The sequence below is a fragment of the Actinopolyspora xinjiangensis genome (assembly GCF_900104475.1).
Classification (GTDB): Bacteria; Actinomycetota; Actinomycetes; order Mycobacteriales; family Pseudonocardiaceae; genus Actinopolyspora; species Actinopolyspora xinjiangensis.
Genome location: NZ_FNJR01000004.1, coordinates 20,150 through 40,227, shown reverse-complemented (window position 1 = coordinate 40,227; position 20,078 = coordinate 20,150). Strand labels below are relative to the sequence as shown.

At 69.1% G+C, this 20,078-nt stretch carries 17 protein-coding genes; 8 read left to right on the top strand and 9 right to left on the bottom strand.

The genetic code is table 11. The annotated features are described in order from the left end of the window. Positions 1–119: 119 nt before the first annotated feature. Together BLQ75_RS07275 and BLQ75_RS07270 are read left to right on the top strand one after the other, a co-directional pair. A complete protein-coding gene (locus BLQ75_RS07275; protein ID WP_092599837.1) occupies positions 120–539 on the top strand; it encodes an organic hydroperoxide resistance protein in 420 nt (139 codons plus the stop codon). Between the two features lie 215 nt (positions 540–754). Next, positions 755–1,102 (top strand): ArsR/SmtB family transcription factor, encoded by a 348-nt coding sequence (locus BLQ75_RS07270; protein WP_043571896.1) that lies wholly within the window; start codon positions 755–757, stop codon positions 1,100–1,102. Positions 1,103–1,184: 82 nt separating this feature from the next. Here BLQ75_RS07270 and BLQ75_RS07265 read toward each other — a convergent pair whose 3' ends face one another. The 5 genes from BLQ75_RS07265 to BLQ75_RS07245 all read right to left on the bottom strand — a co-directional run bounded on the left by BLQ75_RS07265 (position 1,185) and on the right by BLQ75_RS07245 (position 8,385). After that, positions 1,185–2,882, bottom strand: coding sequence for a formate--tetrahydrofolate ligase (locus tag BLQ75_RS07265; RefSeq protein ID WP_092599834.1), 1,698 nt, complete (start codon positions 2,880–2,882; stop codon positions 1,185–1,187). Beyond that, positions 2,879–3,724, bottom strand: a complete 846-nt coding sequence (locus BLQ75_RS07260) for a methylenetetrahydrofolate reductase (protein ID WP_092599831.1) — start codon at positions 3,722–3,724, stop codon at positions 2,879–2,881. Before BLQ75_RS07260 ends, BLQ75_RS07265 begins: the two co-directional genes overlap by 4 nt. Continuing rightward, complete coding sequence (locus BLQ75_RS07255) at positions 3,721–4,932, bottom strand: glycine cleavage T C-terminal barrel domain-containing protein (RefSeq protein ID WP_092599828.1); 1,212 nt, start codon at positions 4,930–4,932, stop codon at positions 3,721–3,723. The genes BLQ75_RS07260 and BLQ75_RS07255 overlap by 4 nt, the downstream gene beginning before the upstream one ends. A gap of 99 nt (positions 4,933–5,031) precedes the next feature. Then, positions 5,032–7,524, bottom strand: coding sequence for a GcvT family protein (locus BLQ75_RS07250; RefSeq protein WP_092599825.1), 2,493 nt, complete (start codon positions 7,522–7,524; stop codon positions 5,032–5,034). 192 nt (positions 7,525–7,716) lie between these two features. Then, entirely contained in the window at positions 7,717–8,385 is a 669-nt protein-coding gene (locus tag BLQ75_RS07245) for a GntR family transcriptional regulator (protein ID WP_092599822.1), read from the bottom strand. Between the two features lie 182 nt (positions 8,386–8,567). Between BLQ75_RS07245 and BLQ75_RS07240 the strand changes: the two genes are divergently transcribed. From BLQ75_RS07240 to BLQ75_RS07220, 5 genes are all read left to right on the top strand, one after another. Beyond that, entirely contained in the window at positions 8,568–9,791 is a 1,224-nt protein-coding gene (locus BLQ75_RS07240) for a sarcosine oxidase subunit beta family protein (protein WP_092599819.1), read from the top strand. A gap of 47 nt (positions 9,792–9,838) precedes the next feature. Beyond that, the gene (locus BLQ75_RS07235; protein ID WP_092599817.1) at positions 9,839–10,108 is read left to right on the top strand and encodes a sarcosine oxidase subunit delta; all 270 of its coding nucleotides are present in this window, start codon (positions 9,839–9,841) and stop codon (positions 10,106–10,108) included. Between the two features lie 4 nt (positions 10,109–10,112). Further along, positions 10,113–13,019: a 2Fe-2S iron-sulfur cluster-binding protein gene (locus BLQ75_RS07230; protein ID WP_092599814.1), complete on the top strand. Its 2,907-nt coding sequence runs from the start codon at positions 10,113–10,115 to the stop codon at positions 13,017–13,019. Next, positions 12,997–13,632, top strand: a complete 636-nt coding sequence (locus BLQ75_RS07225; RefSeq protein WP_092599812.1) for a sarcosine oxidase subunit gamma — start codon at positions 12,997–12,999, stop codon at positions 13,630–13,632. Before BLQ75_RS07230 ends, BLQ75_RS07225 begins: the two co-directional genes overlap by 23 nt. A 335-nt stretch (positions 13,633–13,967) precedes the next feature. Beyond that, positions 13,968–14,759 carry an IclR family transcriptional regulator gene (locus tag BLQ75_RS07220; RefSeq protein WP_244515300.1) on the top strand — a complete coding sequence of 264 codons (792 nt, stop codon included), beginning with the start codon at positions 13,968–13,970 and terminating at the stop codon, positions 14,757–14,759. 206 nt (positions 14,760–14,965) lie between these two features. Here the strand turns inward: BLQ75_RS07220 and BLQ75_RS07215 are convergent, their stop codons facing one another. After that, positions 14,966–16,183 (bottom strand): hypothetical protein, encoded by a 1,218-nt coding sequence (locus BLQ75_RS07215; protein ID WP_092599806.1) that lies wholly within the window; start codon positions 16,181–16,183, stop codon positions 14,966–14,968. A 419-nt stretch (positions 16,184–16,602) separates the two neighbouring features. Further along, positions 16,603–17,724 (bottom strand): 5-methyltetrahydropteroyltriglutamate--homocysteine S-methyltransferase, encoded by a 1,122-nt coding sequence (locus tag BLQ75_RS07210; protein WP_092599803.1) that lies wholly within the window; start codon positions 17,722–17,724, stop codon positions 16,603–16,605. A gap of 309 nt (positions 17,725–18,033) precedes the next feature. Here BLQ75_RS07210 and BLQ75_RS07205 point away from each other — a divergent pair, with 309 nt between their 5' ends. Next, a complete protein-coding gene (locus BLQ75_RS07205) occupies positions 18,034–18,834 on the top strand; it encodes an IclR family transcriptional regulator (protein WP_092599800.1) in 801 nt (266 codons plus the stop codon). An 83-nt stretch (positions 18,835–18,917) separates the two neighbouring features. Here the strand turns inward: BLQ75_RS07205 and BLQ75_RS07200 are convergent, their stop codons facing one another. After that, positions 18,918–19,439 carry a PaaI family thioesterase gene (locus BLQ75_RS07200; RefSeq protein ID WP_092599797.1) on the bottom strand — a complete coding sequence of 174 codons (522 nt, stop codon included), beginning with the start codon at positions 19,437–19,439 and terminating at the stop codon, positions 18,918–18,920. Between the two features lie 94 nt (positions 19,440–19,533). Next, entirely contained in the window at positions 19,534–20,049 is a 516-nt protein-coding gene (locus BLQ75_RS07195) for a gamma carbonic anhydrase family protein (protein ID WP_092599794.1), read from the bottom strand. Between the last annotated feature and the right edge of the window lie 29 nt (positions 20,050–20,078).

Here is a 20,078-nt window from a genome sequence, read left to right as displayed (position 1 = left end):
GCCCGTGTTACTTATTGCCCAATTGGATTGCACGCAACTTAATTTTGCGCTATCTTTTGTGGGAAGGTCGCGCCGGGCGACCACCCCAACGCAACCGACCGGTGATCGGGAGAGTGACGATGACGACGTTGTACACGGCCGAGGCCACGGCCAGCGGCGAAGGGCGGGACGGCCGCACCCGTTCCTCGGACGGCGTGCTCGACCTGGGGCTGTCCGTGCCCAAGGAACTCGGCGGCCCGGGGGAGGAGGCCACCAACCCGGAACAGCTCTTCGCGGCCGGGTACGCGGCCTGCTTCCACAGCGCCCTCCGGGTGGTGGCTCGCCGCGCCGGGGTGAGCGTGGACGAGTCCACCGTCACCGCGCGAGTCGGGATGGGGCCGAACGGCGACGGTGGGTACGGGCTGAGCCTGTCGTTGCGCGTCGGACTTCCCGGACTCGACCGGCAGCGGGCGCTCGAACTGGCCGAAGCGGCCGACAGGGTCTGCCCCTACTCCAACGCGGTGCGCGGTAACGTCGACATCGAGCTCGAAGTCGCATGACGGCCTCGGAGCGCGGAACCGGGATGTGAGTGAGATCGCTGTTTTCACGCCCGGTCGTTCGTCACGGCTCGCCGAGCGGCGGTCCAGACGGCCCGCTCCGGGAGCATTTCCCGGCTGTGACCGGCGGTCCCCGGTTCGGCGGGGTGACGAGCGGTACCCGCCACACCCGAGGCGTTGGCCGATCACGACCCCGCGGCCCCCGATAGACTGCGCTCATGGGTCACGGACTCCGCGACGCTGCTACCCCGACCGCGCGACTGACTCAGGAGTCGGCCGCCACGGTCGCCGAGACGCTGCAGGCGCTGGCCACCCCGTCGCGTCTGCTGATCCTCAGCGAGCTGCGGCAGGGAGCACGGTCGGTGAACCAGCTGGCCGAGGCCGTGGGGATGGGGCAGTCAGCGGTTTCGCACCAGCTCCGGGTGCTGCGCTCCCTCTGGCTGGTCAAGGGGGACCGCGCGGGCCGAGCGGTGGTCTACTCGCTCTACGACTCGCACGTCGCGCAGTTCCTGGACGAGGCGGTGAACCGGGTCGAGCACCTGCACCCGGCCTCGTTGGAGCGGTAGGGCCCGAAGACGTCCCCGACACGAGTCGGGTCGTCGCCGTGCGCGTACGGCGACGACCCGACGACCGGTCGGTGGTATCCGTTCAGCTCAACCCGACGACCTCGCCGTGCTCGTCGATGTCGATGTGCTCCGCGGCCGGCCGGGAGCTCAACCCCGGCATGGTGCGGATGTCGCCGCAGATGGCGTAGACGAAACCAGCCCCCACCGAAGCGCGGACCTCACGGACCGGCAGCGTCCACCCCGTGGGAGCCCCCAGCAGGGTGGGGTCGGAGCTCAGCGACAGGTGCGTCTTGGCGATGCAGACCGGAAGCGAGTCGAACCCGTTGTCCGCGTAACTCCGCAACGCCCGTGCCGCCGCCGGTTCGTACGAGACCCCCTCGGCGCCGTAGACCCTGGTGGCGATCGTCTCGATCTTGGTGCGCAGGTCCGCGGAATCCGGGTAGAGCAGTTCGAACCGGCTGGGCTCCTCGGCGGCCTCGCCGACCGCCTCCGCCAGTTCGACCGCCCCCTTCCCACCATCGGTGAAGTGGGTGCTGACGGCCACCCGGGCCCCCGCCTCCTCGGCCACCTCCCGGATGGCCCGGTGCTCGCTGGGGTGGTCGGTGGGGAAGGCGTTCACCGCGACCACCGGCGAGACACCGTGCAGGCGCAGGTTCTCGATCTGCTTGCGGAGGTTGTCGGCCCCGGCGAGCACGTCCTCCGGGTTCTCGGCGAGCATGTCCTCCGGGAGGTCCTTGCCCGCCACCACGCGGAACCGCCCGGAGTGGGCCTTCAACGCCCGGACGGTGGCGACCAGCACCGCCGCGTCCGGCCGCAGCCCGGAAGTCCGGCACTTGATGTTGAAGAACCGCTCGGCCCCCATGTCGGCACCGAAACCGGCCTCGGTGACCACGTAGTCCGCGCACCTGCTGGCGATGCGGTCGGCCACGATCGAGGAGTTGCCGTGCGCGATGTTGCCGAACGGTCCCGCGTGCACCAGCACCGGCGTGTTCTCCACGGTCTGCATCAGGTTGGGCTTGATCGCCTCCCGCATGATCACCGTCATCGCGCCCGCGGCGCCCAGTTGCTCGGCTGTTACCGGCTTCCCCTGGTAGGTGTAGCCCACCACGACACGCCCCAACCGCTCACGCATGTCGTGCAGCGAGTTGGACAGCGCCAGCACCGCCATCACCTCGCTCGCGGCGGTGATGTCGAAGCCGGTCTGGTGCGGCGTCCCGTCGGCACTGCCGCCGAGCCCGGTCACCACGTTGCGCAACTCCCGGTCGTTGATGTCGATCACGCGTCGCCAGGTGATGCGGTGTGGGTCCAGCCCGAGAGCGTTTCCCTTGTGCAGGTGGTTGTCCACCATCGCCGCCAGCATGTTGTTGGCGGCGGTGACGGCGTGCATGTCCCCGGTCAGGTGCAGGTTCAGCGCCTCCATGGGCACCACCTGGCTGTAGCCACCACCGGCGGCGCCGCCCTTGATGCCGAACGTCGGCCCCATGGACGGCTGCCGGATCGCCACGGCCGACCTCTTGCCCAGGTGACGCAGCGCCTGGCCGAGCCCGACGGTGGTCGTGGTCTTGCCCTCGCCGAGCGGGGTGGGCGTGATCGCCGACACCAGGACGTACTTGGCCCGCTTCCGCTCCCCGAGCTCGTCGAGGGCGTTCAGGGAGACCTTGGCGACGTCCCGGCCGTACGGCTCCAGCAGATGGGGAGCCAGCCCCAGGTCCGCTGCGACCTCCTCCAGCGGCCTGCGTGGCGAGGAGCGCGATATGTCCAGGTCGGACGGCATGTTCATGCGGGCACCTCCTGCAACCGGTCCGCCATCTCGACGACCCATTGCCGGGTCTTGGTGATCTCGTTGAAGGTGAACAGGTGCCAACCCGCGATGTTGTAGTCCGGATCCACGATGTAGGGCGACAACTCGTCGAACACGTTCTCCGGGGTGTAGCGGGTCAGCAGCTTGCTCACCACGCCGTGCTGCTTGCGCAGGAAGCGCATGGACTGGCCCAGCCCGATCTTCATCGAGATACGCAGCAGCTTGCTCGGATCGATCGAGCCCGGCGCACCGATGTAGACCGGCAGTTCGACGCCCCTGGCCCGCATACCCTTGACCCATGAGGCGATCGTGTTCGGGTCGTAGCAGATCTGCGAGACGATGTAGTCGGCGTAACGTGCCTTCTCGTCGGTGGCCTGGATGGTCATCCGATCCGGGATGAAAGCGTGCTGCTCCGGATAACCGGTGATCCCGAGCCGGTACGGCCTGGTGCCGATCTCCTCCAACCCCCGCAGTAACGAGAGCGCGTCGGTGAACCTGCCGGCCGGGCGTTCGGCGTCCCCCGCGATGACGAACACCTCGGTCAGCCCGAGGTCATCCACGCGGGCCATCAGGTCGGTCAGGTGGGCGGAGTCCCTGACCAGCCGTGCCGCCAGGTGGGGGACCACGTGCATCCCCTCGTCGCGCAGCCGCGCCGCCGTGTCGAGGGTCGCTTCGGTCCCCTTGGCGGGGGAGGACGTCACCGTTACCGTGGTCCCGGCGGGCAGCTCCCGCACCTGCTCGACGACCCCCCGCAGTGGCAGCACCTCGTAGCGGGCGTTGCGGAGGTAACGCTGTAGCTGTTGATGCGCGTTCGTCGTCATTTCGACACCGCCGCTTCTTCCTGCCGTTCGAACTGCTTGGGGATCTGCTTCTTCGGGTCGAGGAAGGGCTTTTCCACCACCTCGGCTTCCTGCGGACCGTGCTGGGTCTCCACCACGAGCGGGGTTCCCACCTCGTGGTAGCTGATCGGCACCATCGCGTAGCCGATGTTGCGTTCCAGCCTCGGTGAGTAGCAGGCGGAGGTGACGTCGCCGATGCGCAGTCCGTTGGGGTCCCGGACCGGGAAGGTGTCGATCATCGAGCCGTCGTTGAAGCTGCCCACCTCGGGGCCGCCCATGGCCACACCCACCAGCTTGCGGGTGATCCCCTCGTTGTAGATCCGGGTCAGCGCCGACTTGCCGATGAAGTCCGCCTCCTGGTTGAGGTCGACCATCCAGGTCGCCTCGAAGCCGTAGCCGACCTCGAACGGGTTGGTGTCGTAGGTGATGTCGCAGCCCCAGGAGAGGATGCCCGCCTCGATGCGGCGGATGTGGCAGGGACCGATCACCCGCATGTCGTAGGGGCGGCCGGCCTCCCAGATCCGTTCCCAGAGGCGAACCCCGTCCTGGCTGGCGTTGTGCAGGTAGATCTCGTACCCGAGCTCGGCCGTGTAGCCGGTGCGCGAGACGATCACGTCCATGCCGTCCAGCTGCCGGTCCACGGCGTAGTAGTACGGGATGTCCTGGATGGACTCCCCGAACAGGTCCACCATGACCTCGCGGGACTTCGGGCCCTGCACCTGGACCGGCCCCACGTCGGGCTCACGGATCTGGACGTTCATCCCCATGCTGTAGGCGAGCCCCTTGGCCCACAGCAACACGTCGCTGTCGGCCAGCGACAGCCAGAAGTGGTTCTCCCCGAGCCGCAGCAGCACGGGGTCGTTGATGATGCCCCCGTCCTCGGCGGTGATGAACACGTACTTGCATTGCCCGACCCGGCACTTGTTCAGATCACGGGGAACCAGCATGTTGGTGAATTCGAAGGCGTCCGGTCCGGTGATCTCCACCTGGCGCTCGACGCCGACGTCCCACAGCGTCACGCCGTTGAGCAGGTGCCAGTACTCGGCTACGGGGTCACCGTAGTGCCTGGCGTGGTAGGTGTGGTTGTACACGCTGTACATCCCCACTCCGTGCCTGCGCGAAGCGTAGAAGAACGGGGACTTGCGGATACGGGGGTACTGCAGGATCGCGGGGGTCGGGTTGATGCTCATGGGGGACTCCTCACGGGGTTGATGGAGTGATTCGGCCGGACCGCCCACCGGAGGTGGTGAGCGGTTCGGTTCGTCGGGGGGATGGAGCTCGATACGCCGTCAGCAGCGCATCCGTTTCATCTCGGGGTCGAATACCGGATCGGACATCACCGTGGCGGGATGCCGTTGACCGAAGTAGGCCACTTCGACGGAAGTGCCCGCCTCGGACAGTTCCGAGGGCAACCACGCGTAGGCGAGGCTGAGCCCGATGCTGTGGCCGTAGCCCGTACTCGTGGTGAAACCGCAGGCCCGCCGGTCCCGCGGACCGGCGAAGACCGGCTCGGAACCCATCACTACCGTGCCGTCGTCGACGGACAGGCAGCACAACTTGCGTCGTACCGGTTGCTCGCGGCGGCGGAGCAGCGCGTCACGACCGACGAACTGGCCCTTGTCCGGTTTCACCGCGAAGGCCAGTCCCGCCTCGTCGGGGGTGTGCACGCTCCACATGTCACCGCCCCAGGCCCGGTACCCCTTCTCCAGCCTGAGGTTGCTGAAGGCGCCCCGGCCGCCCGCGATGACGCCGTACTCGGCGCCCGCCCCGGCCAGCAGGTCCCACAGCCGCAGACCGAAGTCGGCCGTGGTGTAGAGCTCCCAGCCCAGCTCACCCACGTAGGACAGTCGCAGCGCCGTGACCGGTACCTCGCGGACGAACAGCTGCTTGGCCCGGAAGAAGCGGAACTGCTCGTGCGAGACGTCCGTCTCGGTCAGCGACTGCAGCACCGCCCGGGCGTAGGGTCCCCACAGCCCGATGCAGCACGTACCGCCGGTGATGTCGCGCACCGCCGTCGACTCGTCCGCGTGGTCGCGCATCCAGGCGATGTCGCGCTGTCCGTTGCAGCCGACCTGGAAGGTGTTCTCGGAGAGCCGAGCCACCGTGATGTCGGAGCGGATGCCGCCCGTGGGGTCGAGCATCAGCGTGTAGGTCACGTAGCCGGGGGCGCGGTCCAGCTGGTTGGTCGTCAACCGTTGCAGCAGCTCCAGCGCTCCGGGGCCGCTGACCTCGGCGCGGCACAGCGAGGTCATGTCGTACATGGCCACCCGCTCGCGGGTCACCTGGTGCTCGGCCGCGATGATCGGGGACCAGTAGCGGCTCGCCCACGGTCCGGGGGTGGCGATCTCGCGGTCGTCGACCAGGGAGGCGTTGGCGTCGAACCAGTGCGGGCGCTCCCAGCCGCTGGCCTCCAGGAAGAACCCGCCGAGTTCCAGCTGCCTCGGGTAGAACGGGCTGGTGCGCAGCGGCCTGGGGTGCTCCGGGGGCTGCTGAGGGTGGATGATGTCGTAGACCTCGCGGAAGGTCTGCGCGCTGCGCTCGGCCACGTAGCTGTCGCTGTGCGCGAAGTTCTCGAACCGGCGCACGTCCGCCGAGCGCAGGTCGATGCTGGGCACACCATCGGTCATCCACTCGGCCATCGCCAGCCCCACACCGGCGGAGTGCGTGATCCACACCGCCTCGGCCACCCAGAAGTTGTCCACCTCCCGGGTCGGTCCCAGCACCGGCGCCCCGTCGGCGGTGAACAGGAAGATCCCGTTCATGCCCTCGGCGACCTCGGTGTGCCGCAGCGCGGGGATCAGTTCCCCGGCCTCGCCGAACGGTTTGGCGAAGTCCTCGGGGGTGAAGGGATGCACCGAGGACATCCCCTTCCAGCCGCCGCCTTCCGGCGGGGCCTCGGTGCCGTCTCCCGGGGCCTTGGTCGGGGCCAGCTCGTCGCAGGAGACGGGGATGACCCGGTGCTGGTAGGAGCCGATCCCGTAGCGGTCGTGGATCTGCCTGAAGTACAGGGAGCTGTCCTGCTGGCGCAGAATGGGCTGTTCGACCTCCTCGGAGCCCGCGACCAGTCCCTCGACCGGCTCGGTGACCGCGTACTGGTGCGCCACCGGCTGAACCGGTATCGACACGCCCGCCATCTCGCCGATGCGGGGACCCCAGATGCCCGCGCAGCACAGCACCCGCTCGGCGGTGACCGTTCCCCGGTCGGTCCGCACCGCGTTGATCCGCCCGTCGGCCACGTCGAAGCCGGTCACTTCGGTGTGCTCGGCGAAGCGCACTCCCATGTGCTGCGCCTCGCGCGCCATGGACTCCGCGGCGCGCACGGGTTTGGCGATGCCGTCGGTGGGCACGTGGAAACCGCCGTATATCCGGTCCGGATCCAGCTGCGGAATCCGATCCCGGACCTCCTTCGGGGTCAGCAGGTCGCCCGAGAGCCCCCATGCGGTGGCGAGACCGTGCTTGCGGTGCAACTCGTCCCACCGCGCTCGGGAGGTGGCCACCTCGATTCCCCCCACCTGGTGGAAGCAGGGTCGGCCGTCCACGCTCGCGGCGGAGAACCGCTCCACCGTGTAGCGCGCCAGTTGGGTCATCGTCTGGGAGCCGCTGGTCTGGAACACCAGTCCGGGGGCGTGCGAACTGGACCCCCCGGTGGCGAAGAGTGGCCCCTGCTCGACCACGAGTACGTCCGTCACCCCGCGCTGGGCGAGGTGGTAGGCGGTGCTGCATCCGACGATTCCAGCGCCGATTATCACGATGCGTGCACTCGAATCGAGCATCGAAGCCATGGCCGCCCCCTGTCGAATATCGGGAACCGGTGTTGCGTCTAGAACAACCATCTGCGTCACTCGCAACAGTGCGCCCGACGCGCTATGTGCGTCAAGACACACATTCGGGCGACAAGTGATTGACTCGTCGGGCAAGATCGCGGAGTTGTCCTGGGGGAGCGCCGAATCTCCCGCGCTGCTGCGCGCGAGGCGTCAGAGTACTTGGCGGATCGAGTTCTCGAAGTGATCGACATGGTTCACCGCGACGCGGTCCGCGCGGTCCGCGTCGGCGGCGATGACGGCCTTCAGCAACTCGGTGTGTTCGGCGACGTGGCTCGTGACGTCGTCCAGCCGGTCGAAGAACAGTCCCCAGATGCGCAGTGCGAGGTTGTAGTACTGACCGAGCGTGCTTTCCAGGTAGCCGTTGTGTGTGCAGCGGTACAGCGCGCGGTGCACCCGCGCGTCCACGTCCATCACCGAGTCCGGTTGCTCGGGTACCCGCTCGACGAGCTCGACCAGCTCGGCGAGCTCGGTTCGCTCGGCCTCGGTGGCCCGCTCGGCCGCCCGGCGGGCCGCGTGTCCCTCCAGCCTGCGCCGCACGTCGGCGATCAGTGCGTGGTCGGTGATGTTGACCTCGGTGACGAAGGTTCCCCTGCGGGGGTAGATGGCCACCAGTGACTCGGCGGCGAGCCGCTTCACGGCTTCCCGGAACGGAGTGCGGCCGAGGTCGAGCTCGCGCGTGAGGGCCTCCTCCTGCACCGGGGAGCCCGGGGCCAGGCGCAGCGACAGGATCTCCTCCCGCAGGGTCAGGTAGGCACGCTCCGCCTGCGAGAGCCGTTGCGGCGAACTGTCACCCGATGGGGAATTGACCGCTTCCGACACGGCTCGTAGCCTACCGCACAGACTGACATTTCAGTTGTTGTCCACTTATATGTAACGACGTTCACCTTTTCCCGCAGTGCGTCCCGCACGGTTCGACAGCTCTTCGAGTCCTGCCTTCGAGGGGACGGTCCCGAGTCCCTCACCCCGCGAGCACCCCGAGAACAGCCAGCAAGGAGCCACCGTTGGTCGCTGACGGCAACACCCCAGCTCCTCCGGAGCGGCTGTGGCGCAATCCGGAGCCGAAACGCAACTACGACGTGGTGATCGTCGGTGCGGGCGGGCACGGACTGGCCACCGCCTACTACCTGGCGCGCAACCACGGCATCACCGACATCGCCGTCGTCGAGCGCGGGTGGCTCGCGGGCGGCAACATGGCCCGCAACACCACGATCATCCGCTCCAACTACCTGCTCGACGCCAGCGCCGCGCTCTACGACCACGCGCTGCGGCTCTGGGAGGAACTTCCCGAGGAGCTCGAATACGAGTTCCACTTCAGCCAGCGGGGCGTGCTCAACCTCGCCCACACCGAGCAGGAGGTCCGCGACGCCCGCCGCCGCGCGTTCGCCAACGAGCTCAACGGGGTGGACGCAGAGTGGCTGACCCCGGACGAGATCGCCGAGGTCTGCCCCATCCTCGACACCTCGCCGAACCTGCGTTACCCGGTGCTCGGTGCCACCTACCAGCGCAGGGCCGGTATCGCCAAGCACGACCTCGTCGCCTGGGGGCTGGCCCGCAAGTGCGACGAGATGGGAGTGGACTTCATCCAGAATCGCGAGGTCACCGGGTTCCTCACCGATGAGGACCGGGTGGTCGGAGTGCGCACCGACAAGGGCGACATCGGGGCGGGGCGCGTGGGCCTGGCTGCTGCGGGCAGAACCACGCTGCTCACCGACACCCTCGGGCTGCGGCTGCCGTTGCAGAGCCACCCGCTGCAGGCGATGGCCACCGAGATCCTGGAACCCGTGCACCCCTGCGTGGTCATGTCCAATCACGTGCACGTCTACACCAGCCAGGCCCACAAGGGAGAGCTCGTGCTGGGGGCGGGCATCGACACGCACAACGGGTACGCGCAGCGCGGTTCGGTGCACGTGGTGGAGAACCAGCTGGCGGCGGCCGTGGAGCTGTTCCCCGTGTTCGCCAGGGCGCACCTGCTGCGGACCTGGGCGGGCACCGTGGATGTGACCCCCGACGCCTCGCCGATCATCGGCCCGACCCCCTACGAGAACCTCTTCGTCAACTGTGGCTGGGGCACGGGTGGCTTCAAGGCGACCCCGGGGGCCGGATGGGTGTTCGCGCACACCATCGCCACCGGAGCCCCGCACCCGCTCAACGAGCCCTACGGGATGGAGCGGTTCACCACCGGAGCGCTCATAGACGAACACGGCGCGGCCGCCGTGGCCCACTGACGGAGTGCTCCCGTCCGCTCCGCGACGAGTCCCCGAGGAGGTCGCAGATGCTACTCGTCCGATGCCCCTGGTGCGGTGACCGTGACGAGGCGGAGTTCCGCTACGGCGGGCAGGCCGACGTCGACTACCCGGCCGACCCCCACCAGCTCGATGACGCCGCCTGGGGCGAATACCTGTTCGTGCGTGCCAACCCGCTCGGCTCGTTCAACGAGCGCTGGGTGCACACCGCCGGGTGCCGCCGCTGGTTCTCGCTCGTGCGGGACACCGCCACCAACGAGATGAGCCCGGACATTCCACGACGTCGGGAAAGTCGGTAACGCCATGATGAGCTCGTCGAACCCCAACCGTCTCAACGCCTCGGTCCGTCCGGGGCGGATCGACCGCACCCGCACGATACATGCCACAGTGGACGGACGCGCGGTACCGGGCAGGCCGGGGGACACCCTGGCCTCGGCCATGTTGGCCGGCGGCGACATCGAGGTCGGCCCGTCGATCCAGCGCGGGCGCCCGAGGGGGGTGTTCAGCGCCGACTGCACCGAACCGAACGCGCTGGTGCAGCGGTTGGACGGCGATTGCCCGGAACCGATGCTGCCCGCAACCGAGATCGAGCTCCAGGACGGACTGCGTGTCGAGACGCTCTCCGGGGTCGGCTGGTTGAGCGAACAACGTGACACCGCCGGTTACGACAAGAAGTTCGTGCACTCCGACGTGGTCGTGGTCGGGGCGGGACCCGCCGGTATAGCGGCGAGCCTGGCCGCGGCGCGCGGCGGTGCACGAGTCATGCTCGTCGATCAGCACCGCGAGCTCGGGGGGATGCTGCTGGACGGCCAGGCCCACATCGCGGGCCACCCCGCCACCGAGTGGATCGGGCGCGCCGCGCGCGAACTGGCGGAGAACGAGCAGGTCCGTGTGCTGACCCGCGCCACGGCGCTCGGGTGCTACGACCACAACTACCTGCTCATCGCGGAACGTCGCGCGGACCACCCCGATGCCCCGCCGTCTCCCACGATCAGGCAACGGCTCTGGCACGTCAGGGCGAAGCAGGTGGTACTCGCCACGGGGGCTCACGAACGTCCGCTGGTCTTCGCCGACAACGACCGCCCCGGTGTGATGCTCGCCTCGGCCGTGCGCTCCTACCTCAACCGCCACGCCGTGCTGCCCGGACGCGAGGCGGTGGTGTTCACCACTTCGGACAGTGCCTACAGCACCGCGCTCGACCTGCTGGGTACAGGGGCCAGAGTGCCCGCCATCGTGGACACGCGCCCCGAACCACCCACTCGGCTGGTCGAACAGGTTCGTGCGGCGGGGGCCCACGTCGTGACCTCGGCGGCGGTGGTGGCGACCGGTGGGGAGCACCGCGTCTCCGGAGTCCGGGTACGCGGTATCGACGGGAACGGCTCCCTCACCGAGTGGAGCGCCGAGTTCCCCTGCGACCTGCTGGCGGTCTGTGGCGGTTGGAACCCGGCCGTCCAGCTGTTCGCGCAGAGCGGGGGAGCGGTGCGCTGGGACCCCGTGGTGGCCGGGTTCGTGCCCAGCGGAGCCGGTGGGCGCTCAGCGAGGGTCGTGGGAGCGGCCCGGGGAACCTACGACCTGGCCGGATGCCTGGCGCAGGGCTTCGCCTCGGGTGCGGAAGCCGCCACGCTCAGCGGCTTCCGCACCGCCCCGCCGCCGGTGCCGCAGGTCGATGGGGACCGGCAGGCGAGCAGGCCGCGCCCGGTATGGCTGGTCCCGGACGAGTCGCGCTCCCCGGAGGAGTGCACCGAGCACTTCGTGGACCAGCAGCGTGACGCCACGGTGGCCGACATTCACCACGCTCTCGGGACCGGAATGCGCTCCGTGCAGCACGTCAAGCGCTACACGACCATCTCGACCGGCCTGGAGCAGGGAAAGAGCTCCGGTGTCAACGCGGTCGGGGTGCTGGCCGACGCGCTGTCGGCGGGTTCGCCGGGGGAAGTGGGCACTACCACCTTCCGCCCGCCCTACACTCCGGTGCCGCTCGCGCTGTTCGCCGGGCGAACCACGGGGCGGTTGTACGATCCGGTGCGCACCACGCCGATGCACCGGCAGCACGTCGAGGCAGGCGCGGTTTTCGAGGACGTGGGGCAGTGGAAGCGCCCCCGTTACTACCCGCGCGGTAACGAGGACATGCACGCAGCCGTACTGCGCGAGTGCTCGGCCGCGCGTACCGGAGTGGCCGTCCAGGACGTCAGCACTCTCGGACGGATCGAGATCGTCGGCTCGGACGCGCCGGAGTTCCTCGACCGGATCTACACCAACGGGTTCGCCAAGCTGGCGGTCGGCAAGGCCCGTTACGGGATGATGTGCGGCGCGGACGGGATGGTGCTCGACGACGGCGTCTCGATGCGGCTGGCCGAGGACCGCTACCTGATGAGCACCACCACCGGTGGCGCTGCCAAGGTGCTGGACTGGCTCGAGGAGTGGCTGCAGACCGAGTGGCCGGAACTGGACGTCTACTGCACCTCGGTCACCGAGCAGTGGGCGGCCGTCGCGGTGGTCGGCCCGGACTCCCGCACGGTGGTGGGCCGCCTGGCCCCCGACCTCGACGTGTCGGCCGAGTCCTTCGGCTTCATGCGCTTCCACGAGACCGTGCTCGTCGGCGGCATCCCCGCCAGGATCTCCAGGGTCTCGTTCTCCGGGGAACTGGCCTTCGAGGTCAACGTAGCCCGCTGGTACGGCCAGGCACTCTGGGAGGCCACCATGACGGCGGGCTCCGACCTGGACATCACTCCCTACGGTACCGAGGCGATGCACGTGCTGCGCGCCGAGAAGGGCTTCGTGATCGTGGGCCAGGACACCGACGGGACTGTTACCCCCGTGGACCTGGGAATGGACTGGGCCGTTTCCAAGCACAAGGACTTCATCGGCAAGCGCTCGCTGAGTCGCCCCGACCTGGTGCGGCAGGACCGCGTTCAGCTGGTCGGTCTGTTGCCCACCGACACCACGACACTCCTGCCGGAGGGCGCTCACCTGGTCGAGCCCGACGTGTCGAGGCGGCCTCCGGTGCCGATGGCGGGCCACGTCACCTCGAGCTACCACAGCGCCGCTCTCGAACGAACCTTCGCGCTCGGCCTGATCAGCGGCGGACGGCAGCGCATCGGAGAGGTGCTGTGTGCCCCGGTCGGTGGTCGCGACGTCGAGGTGGAGATCACCAGCCCCGTGTTCTACGACCCGGAAGGAGCCCGACGTGACGGTCCTGAACAAGGTTGAGTCCGAAACCGCCGCGCCCGAAACCGCCACCGCGGCGCGACACAGCCCCCTGGAGCACCGCGCCGCCGAGCTCGAACGCCGTTCGACCTCGGGAGCTCGTGGTGTCAGGCTCCACGAGGAACCGTTCCTGAGCCAGATCAACCTCCGCACCCCGCCGGGCGGTGTCGAGTCCTCGGCTGTGTCGGATTCGCTGGGACTGCCGTTGCCCACGGTCAACAGGGTCAGTGGCGACGAGCACCACGCGGTGCTCTGGCTGGGGCCCGACGAGTCGCTGATCGTGGCCCCGGACGGGCGCGCCGAGCACCTGCTGCGCACCGTCCGGGACGCCCAGCGGGGCGGCTCCGGCTCGGCGGTGGACGTCTCGGCCAACCGCACCACGCTGCGCCTCTCCGGACCCGCGGCGCGCGAGGTGCTGGAGAAGCTGTGCTCGCTCGACCTGCACCCGCGCTCCTTCGGCCCGGGGGACTGTGCGCAGACCCTGCTGGGGCGGGTGATCGTGGTGCTGTGGCAGCTGGACCGGGAGCCCGGTTACCGCATCATGGTGCGTTGCTCCTTCGCCGACTACCTGGTCGATCTGCTGTTGGACGCGATGGCCGAGTTCCTCGACGGCTGAGGCCGCCCGTGGCCGGAAGGCGAAGCGCCACCGCTCGAAGGCGAAAGCGTTCGGTAGTCGTCCCCGCACGTCTCGGGCTTCCCGGTTGTTACCGTCTGCGATACGGTAAACCTGACGCAGGGCCGAGGCGGTGTGGGAACCGTGCCGGTCGCATGGTGGTATCGCAGCCGGTGAACTCGCCGGTACCGCCGGGTTCGTCGTACAGGACGAGCGCTTTGTTGCGTACAACGGGACCACGGACGGTGTTTTCGGGTCGCTGTCGAGGAGGTTTCCGCGGCGGATCGAGGAAAACCGGTTGGTTCCGGCAATTGTCCCCGGACGGATACGGTTGAGTCGTGAGTGAATCAGCGGACGCACGCGGTAGGGGATCGGGGGCGTTGGTCCAGTCGGTGGACCGCGCGGTGACGATCCTGGAACTCGTGGCACGCAACGGCGAAGTGGGGATAACCGAGATCGCCGGGGAGCTGGGCGTGCACAAGTCCACCGCGTCGAGGCTGGTCAGCGTGTTGGAGACGCGCGGCTTGGTGGAACAGCTCAAGGACAGGGGAAAGTACACCATCGGTTTCGGGGTGGTACGGCTCGCCGGTGCCGCCACCGAGCGGATGGACCTGCCCCGGTTGGGTGCCCCCTACTGCGACTCGCTGGCAGCCGAACTGGGTGAGACCGTCAACATCGCCATCCGGGACCACGACGTGGCGATCAACATCAGTCAGGCGAGAGGGACCGCCTCCGTCACCGCCCACAACTGGGTGGGGCAGCGGACCCCGTTGCACGCCACTTCGAGCGGCAAGGTGCTCTTCGCGCACGCCCCGACCGAGGACCAGGAGGATCTGCTCGGCGAGGAGCTGCAGCGCTACACGGCGCGAACCATCACTGATCCGGAGGAGCTCCGCAAGGAGTTCCAGGCCATCGAACGCGACGGCTACGCGACCAGCTACGAGGAACTCGAACTCGGGCTCAACGCGGCGGCCGTGGCGGTCCACAACCACAACGGAGGAGTCGTCGCCGCGCTGAGCGCCTCCGGACCTTCCTACCGGTTCTCCCGTAGGAGGATGCGCGAACTCGTCGATGCCATGACGGTGGCCTCCAAGGAGTTGTCGGCCCAGCTCGGTTATCTGGAGTCCTGACCGTTCGGCGGTTCCGCTAGGGACACGTGGTGCCCGGGTCCGTGGACAGCGGAGTCCGCTTCGCCGGTCGCGAGGCGGGAGTTCCTCCCCTCTCCCCAATGGTGTGCGCACGAGTTCGAGAGGAGACGCCGCCCGGGAGTTCCGCTCAGGACCGCGGGGCTCGACCACGCGGCCACCTCGCGGGGTCGAACTCCCCGAAAGGCACCTCACCCCTGGCTCGGCCCCCGGTCGTTGCCGCTGCGGTGCTCGTCCATCTCCTCACTCGTTATGAGCGTGGTCTCCTCAGCGGCGTCCCCCGGATCGGCGCCACCGCCCTCGTACCGCGCTCGGATCTCACCAGCTTCCCGGGACATCCCGTGCTCGTCGAGCACGTCGGCCAGTCGCAGCGCGAAGCGTGGACGTCGCTCGTCGTCCTCGGGGCCGCTCGCCTCGACCAGCTGCTCGGCGAGGAGAACGCGGAGGCTCGCGGGGTCCTGCCGCTCACCGATTCCCGATATCTCCGCCGGGCTCTCAGCGCCGTTCGCGGCGAACGTCTGCCGTGCGAACCGGGTGCCACCGACCGAGTGCTCCGCCGCGAAGAAACCGGTGGCGGGCACCCACTGCCCTGCGGGGGCTCCGCGCCGGGCGGCCTGCTCCGGACCGTGGGCCAGGGCCGACAGCTGCGAGAGGGTGTCGACCAGCCCGACTGCTTCCTCCAGCCGCTCCCGGGACACGTCCTCCTGTGCGAGCCACCACACCACAGCGTTGGCGGTGTCGGAGAGCGCGTCGTTGGTCAGGTACTCGCGGAAGCCACGCTCCCCGTCTCGTCTGCGTTGGCGTATCTCCTCGTCTTTGGCGGCCTCGCCGAGCGCCTGGAGCCGCTGCTCGTCGGACTCCCGGAGCTTCAGCGAGACGTCCTGCGCCCAGGCCCGCAGATGTCCGGCCGGGTCGCCCAGCATCACCCCAAGCGCGTCGCTCAGCCGGTGTTCGGTGATCCGGTGGTCCAACGCGCCGGTCTCCGCCGTCACCACGCAGGCGCGTCGGTAGATCGCGTCCACCGCGATGGCCTGTTGCCGCTCGGGGGAGGGGCCCGCCGCTCCGGGAGCGGGAATCCAGTGCACCGTGGCCGAGAACAGCAGTCGGTACTCCGGATGCTGGGTGGGCACCCACAGGTCGGCGACCTGGTGCGACGGGTGGGTGGACGGTGCCGGCTCGGGTTGCTGCGCCTGTCGCTGGTCCTGCTGCTGGCGTATCTCCTCGTGAATCCGCTGTTCCTCGCGTCGCCGGGTGAGCCGTCTGCCCAGTGGTAGGGGGGCGGCCGCCAACGCCAGCAGCAGCGGCAGCCACAGCCAGACCGGCCACCCCGCGGCCAGGCCGAGCACCAGTGGGACGATCGCGGCCACTCCGCCGAGTGCGCCCAGCAGGGCCTTTTCCTCATCGGTCATGACCGGGCCTCCTCGACGAGGTCGACTGCGCCGATGCGGCGACGCGAGCTCCGGCGTCGCGGTCGTCCGAAGTGGCGGCGGCACCCCGGACCCGCGCGTTTCGAACGGTGGTGCCGGTGATCGGTGCCGAACGGGTGGCCGGATCGCGCGCTCACGCCCCGTGCCTACCTGCTGGACGTGGTGCTGGGGTACCGCCGCTGATCGAGTTCGCTCGAATGGAGCACGAACGCGGTGATCCGTCGGTTTCCGCGATCCCGCAGCCGGAAAGCGCTGCGGCCGGGGCGGCGGTTCGCCGGCGGCCGCGAACCCACCGGTGGTGGTGGACCTCCCGGTGCCGGAGGCCCCGGCGAGGGGCGTCCGACACCGGGACGTCACGGGAACCGGACCGACGCGGCTCGGCGTGGTTCCCGGCCCACGGTTCAGTCGCCCCAGACCTCCTCGGCGGTTTCGGCGATCAGTCGCAGCTTGGCCACCTGCTGTTCGTGATCCAGCGCGTTGCCTTCCTCCGTGGACGCGAAGCCGCACTGCGGCGACAGGCACAGCTGGTCGATGTCTATGTAGCGGGTGGCTTCCTCGATGCGCCGCTTCAGCTCGTCCTTGGACTCCAGCTCGCCGCGTTTGGTGGTGACCAGTCCGAGCACGACCACCTTGTCCTCGGGCACGAACCGCAGCGGCGCGAACCCGCCGGAGCGCTCGTCGTCGAACTCCAGGAAGAAGCCGTCCACGTCGAGCTCGTTGAACACCGCCTCGGCGACGAAGTCGTAGCCGCCCTCGGCCACCCACGAGGATCGGTAGTTGCCCCGGCACATGTGCGTGGTCACCGCCATGCCGGCCGGGCGCGCCGCCAGCGCCGCGTTCATCTGCTTGATGTTGCGCAGGTGCTGGTGCTCCGCGTCGTCGCCGCGCTCGGCGAGCTGGGCCCGCTGGGAAGGATCGTTGAGGTAGGCCAGGCTGGTGTCGTCCAGTTGCAGGTACTCGCATCCCCTCGCGCCCAGCGCCCTGATCTGCTCGGCGTAGGCGGCCGAGAGGTCGTTCCAGAACTCCTCGATGTCGGGGTAGACCTCGGTGCTGATCGCCGCGGGACCACCTCGGTAGTGGACCATGCTCGGCGAGGGCATCGTCAGTTTGGGAGTGGCCGTGCTGACCTGGCTCGCCAGGTAGGCGAAGTCGTCGGCGAAGATCGGTTCCCGCAAACCGATCCTGCCGTCCACCCGGGTGGCGGAGGGGGCGAACTCGATGTCGCCCGCCTCGTTGTGGAACCGCACGGACATCGTGGTCTCGCTCGCGCTGATTCCATCGAGCTTGTAGATGAAGTCCATGTGCCACGTCGAGCGCCGGAACTCACCGTCGGTGGCGGTGGAGAGCCCGATCTCCTCCTGCATGGCCACCACTTCGCGCACCGCGCGGTCCTCGGTCTCGCGCAGCGCCTCGGTGGAGAGCCTGCCCGCCGAGAACTCCTCGCGTGCCGAACGCAGGTAGGAGGGGCGCAGCAGGCTGCCCACGTGGTCCGCCCGGTAGGGCGGGAAAGAACGTCGCGTCATACCCGTGACCGTAGGGCACCCATCGTGGAACCCATGGGTTCCGAAGAAGGCGAGTGCCGCTGAGCAGCCGTTCCACCCCAGCGGGGTGCCTCGGTTCCCGGTTCTTCGGTGATTTCGTTTCCGTTCAACGGAAAACCCGGTTCCGTGTCGGAGTGATCCGCAACATCCTCGAAAGGATGGTCCGATCCCCGCAGGGGCCTGTCGATGCCGCGGCGGAGCCCCGACGGGTTGACTCCCCGGCGGTGGTGGCTCAAGAGTCCGGGAGGGTGACTGCCCCGTCGTGCCCGAACCGACCAGCGGGAGCGTGATATGCCACCGAACAAGGAGGGAGCGGGTGGGCGTGACGACCGTTCCGTCACCGGGAAGCTGTTCACGTTGCTGTCGGTGTTCTCACCGCGCAGAACAGTGCTGACGCTCAGCGAGATCGCCCACCGCTCCGGCCTGGCCGTGACCACGGTGCACCGGTTGGTGGGTGAGCTGGTCGAACGCGGGATTCTGGAGCGGGACTCCGACCGCCGTTACCGGATCGGGCTGGCGTTGTTCGAGATAGCGGCCCTGGCTCCTCGCGGTCCGGGACTGCGCGAGGTCGCCCTGCCGTACATGGAGGACCTCTACGAGGTCACCCGGGAGAACGTGCAGCTCGGTGTCCGTGCCGAGGACGAGGTCGTGTTCGTCGAACGCATCGCAGGACGCGCTTCGGTGGGGGTGCGAACCAGGCTCGGCGGTAGGTTTCCGATGCCCCCGACGGGACTGGGGCTGGTGCTGCTCGCCCATGCCCCCTCCGAGGTCCGGCAACGAGTGCTGGAGGCTCCGCTGCGACGGTTCACCCCCCACACGCTGACCGACCCGGAACGGGTGCGAAGCGTGCTCTCCGACGTCAGGCGGGACGGGTTCGCGATCAGCGACCGTCAGGTGACCTCGGACGCCCTCTCGGTCGCGGCTCCCGTGTTCGGGGGTTCCGGAGAGGTGGTGGCGGCGCTCTCGGTGGTGCTGCGGTTCGGCAGCGTCCGGCCGAGTTCGTTGGCCCCCGCCGTCCGGATGGCGGCGCGCGGGATATCCCGCGCGCTCACCGCGCCGGTGACCTCCTCCGAGACCACGCGTCCGGACTGACCGCCCGCACCGCGAGTTCCCGGCGCGGTTCGCCTTCCGCGACGCGGGCCGTGTGTGTTCGCCTCGGTCGCGAGCCGTCGGGATCAGCCGAACACGGTGCAGGTGCTCGACGCCGTGGCGAGCAGTTTGCCCGAGGCGTCTCGGAGCTCACCCTCCGCGAACGCCACACGCCGCCCCGGTTTGGTCACTCGGCCACGCGCGTGCAGCTCCCCGGAGTCGAGATGGATGGCGCGCAGGTAGTTCACCTTGATCTCGGCCGAACTGTACCCCGTGCCCGCTGGGAGCGTGCTGTGCACGGCACAGCCGGTGACCGAGTCGAGCAGCGTGCACGCCAGCCCGCCGTGCACCATGCCGATCGGGTTGTAGACCGACTCGTCGGGAACGCAGGTGAACTCCACTTCGCCCTCGGCCACGCCGCTGATCCGCATGTCACCGAACAGCGCGCTGATCGGTGGGGGCGGAAGCTCGCCCCGGCGCATCGCCGAGAGGTAGTCCAATCCGGACATCACGGTAGCCGCCTCGGCACCCGTGGACGGGTCGTACCAGGTGACGGTTTTGGTGCGTGGTTCGCCCCAGTCGTATCCGGTTGCGCTCGCATGGTTCATGGGCGCCAACGCTACATCCGGTCTCGCCGCGGGGAAGCGAGGTGTGAGTGCGGCCACGGCACCTCGGGGGACACGCCGGTTCCGGTCCGGGCGTTCAGCTCGTGGCCTGGGAGTGCTGGTTCTTGAGTGTGAGGTAGTGCTGGGCGTTGGCCGTGATGAGCTCCCGCTCCTCGTCGGTCGTCTCGCGCCGCACCTTGCCCGGTACGCCCGCCACCAGCGAGTTCGGCGGGATCTCGGTGCCCTCCAGGATCACCGTTCCGGCCGCGATGATGCTGCCGGTGCCGATGCGGGCTCCGTTGAGCACGGTCGCGCTCATGCCCACCAGCACGTTGTCCTCGACGGTGCAGCCGTGCAGCACGGCGCGGTGCCCGACCGAGACGTGCTCGCCGATGCTCACCGGTATCCCGGGGTCGGCGTGCGCCACGCAACCGTCCTGGAGATTGCTGCGGCGTCCGATCGAGATGCTGTCGCAGTCGGCCCGCACCACCGAGGCGTACCAGACGCTCGCCTCCTCGGCGAGAGTGACCTCACCGGCCAGTGTGGCGGTCGGGGCGACCCAGGCCCCCTGCCGGACGGTCGGAGTCGTCCCGTTCAGCTCGATCGCGTGCATGCTTCCTCCGTGGCGGACGCCGGTGTTTC

Bases quoted from the DNA above. Each gene is read 5' to 3' on its own strand.
- BLQ75_RS07265 (WP_092599834.1), bottom strand. From the start codon at position 2,882: ATGAACATGCCGTCCGACCTGGACATATCGCGCTCCTCGCCACGCAGG.
- BLQ75_RS07250 (WP_092599825.1), bottom strand. From the start codon at position 7,524: ATGGCTTCGATGCTCGATTCGAGTGCACGCATCGTGATAATCGGCGCT.
- BLQ75_RS07230 (WP_092599814.1), top strand. From the start codon at position 10,113: ATGATGAGCTCGTCGAACCCCAACCGTCTCAACGCCTCGGTCCGTCCG.
- BLQ75_RS07255 (WP_092599828.1), bottom strand. From the start codon at position 4,932: ATGAGCATCAACCCGACCCCCGCGATCCTGCAGTACCCCCGTATCCGC.
- BLQ75_RS07215 (WP_092599806.1), bottom strand. From the start codon at position 16,183: ATGACCGATGAGGAAAAGGCCCTGCTGGGCGCACTCGGCGGAGTGGCC.
- BLQ75_RS07260 (WP_092599831.1), bottom strand. From the start codon at position 3,724: ATGACGACGAACGCGCATCAACAGCTACAGCGTTACCTCCGCAACGCC.
- BLQ75_RS07205 (WP_092599800.1), top strand. From the start codon at position 18,034: ATGCCACCGAACAAGGAGGGAGCGGGTGGGCGTGACGACCGTTCCGTC.
- BLQ75_RS07200 (WP_092599797.1), bottom strand. From the start codon at position 19,439: ATGAACCATGCGAGCGCAACCGGATACGACTGGGGCGAACCACGCACC.
- BLQ75_RS07275 (WP_092599837.1), top strand. From the start codon at position 120: ATGACGACGTTGTACACGGCCGAGGCCACGGCCAGCGGCGAAGGGCGG.
- BLQ75_RS07195 (WP_092599794.1), bottom strand. From the start codon at position 20,049: ATGCACGCGATCGAGCTGAACGGGACGACTCCGACCGTCCGGCAGGGG.
- BLQ75_RS07210 (WP_092599803.1), bottom strand. From the start codon at position 17,724: ATGACGCGACGTTCTTTCCCGCCCTACCGGGCGGACCACGTGGGCAGC.
- BLQ75_RS07270 (WP_043571896.1), top strand. From the start codon at position 755: ATGGGTCACGGACTCCGCGACGCTGCTACCCCGACCGCGCGACTGACT.
- BLQ75_RS07235 (WP_092599817.1), top strand. From the start codon at position 9,839: ATGCTACTCGTCCGATGCCCCTGGTGCGGTGACCGTGACGAGGCGGAG.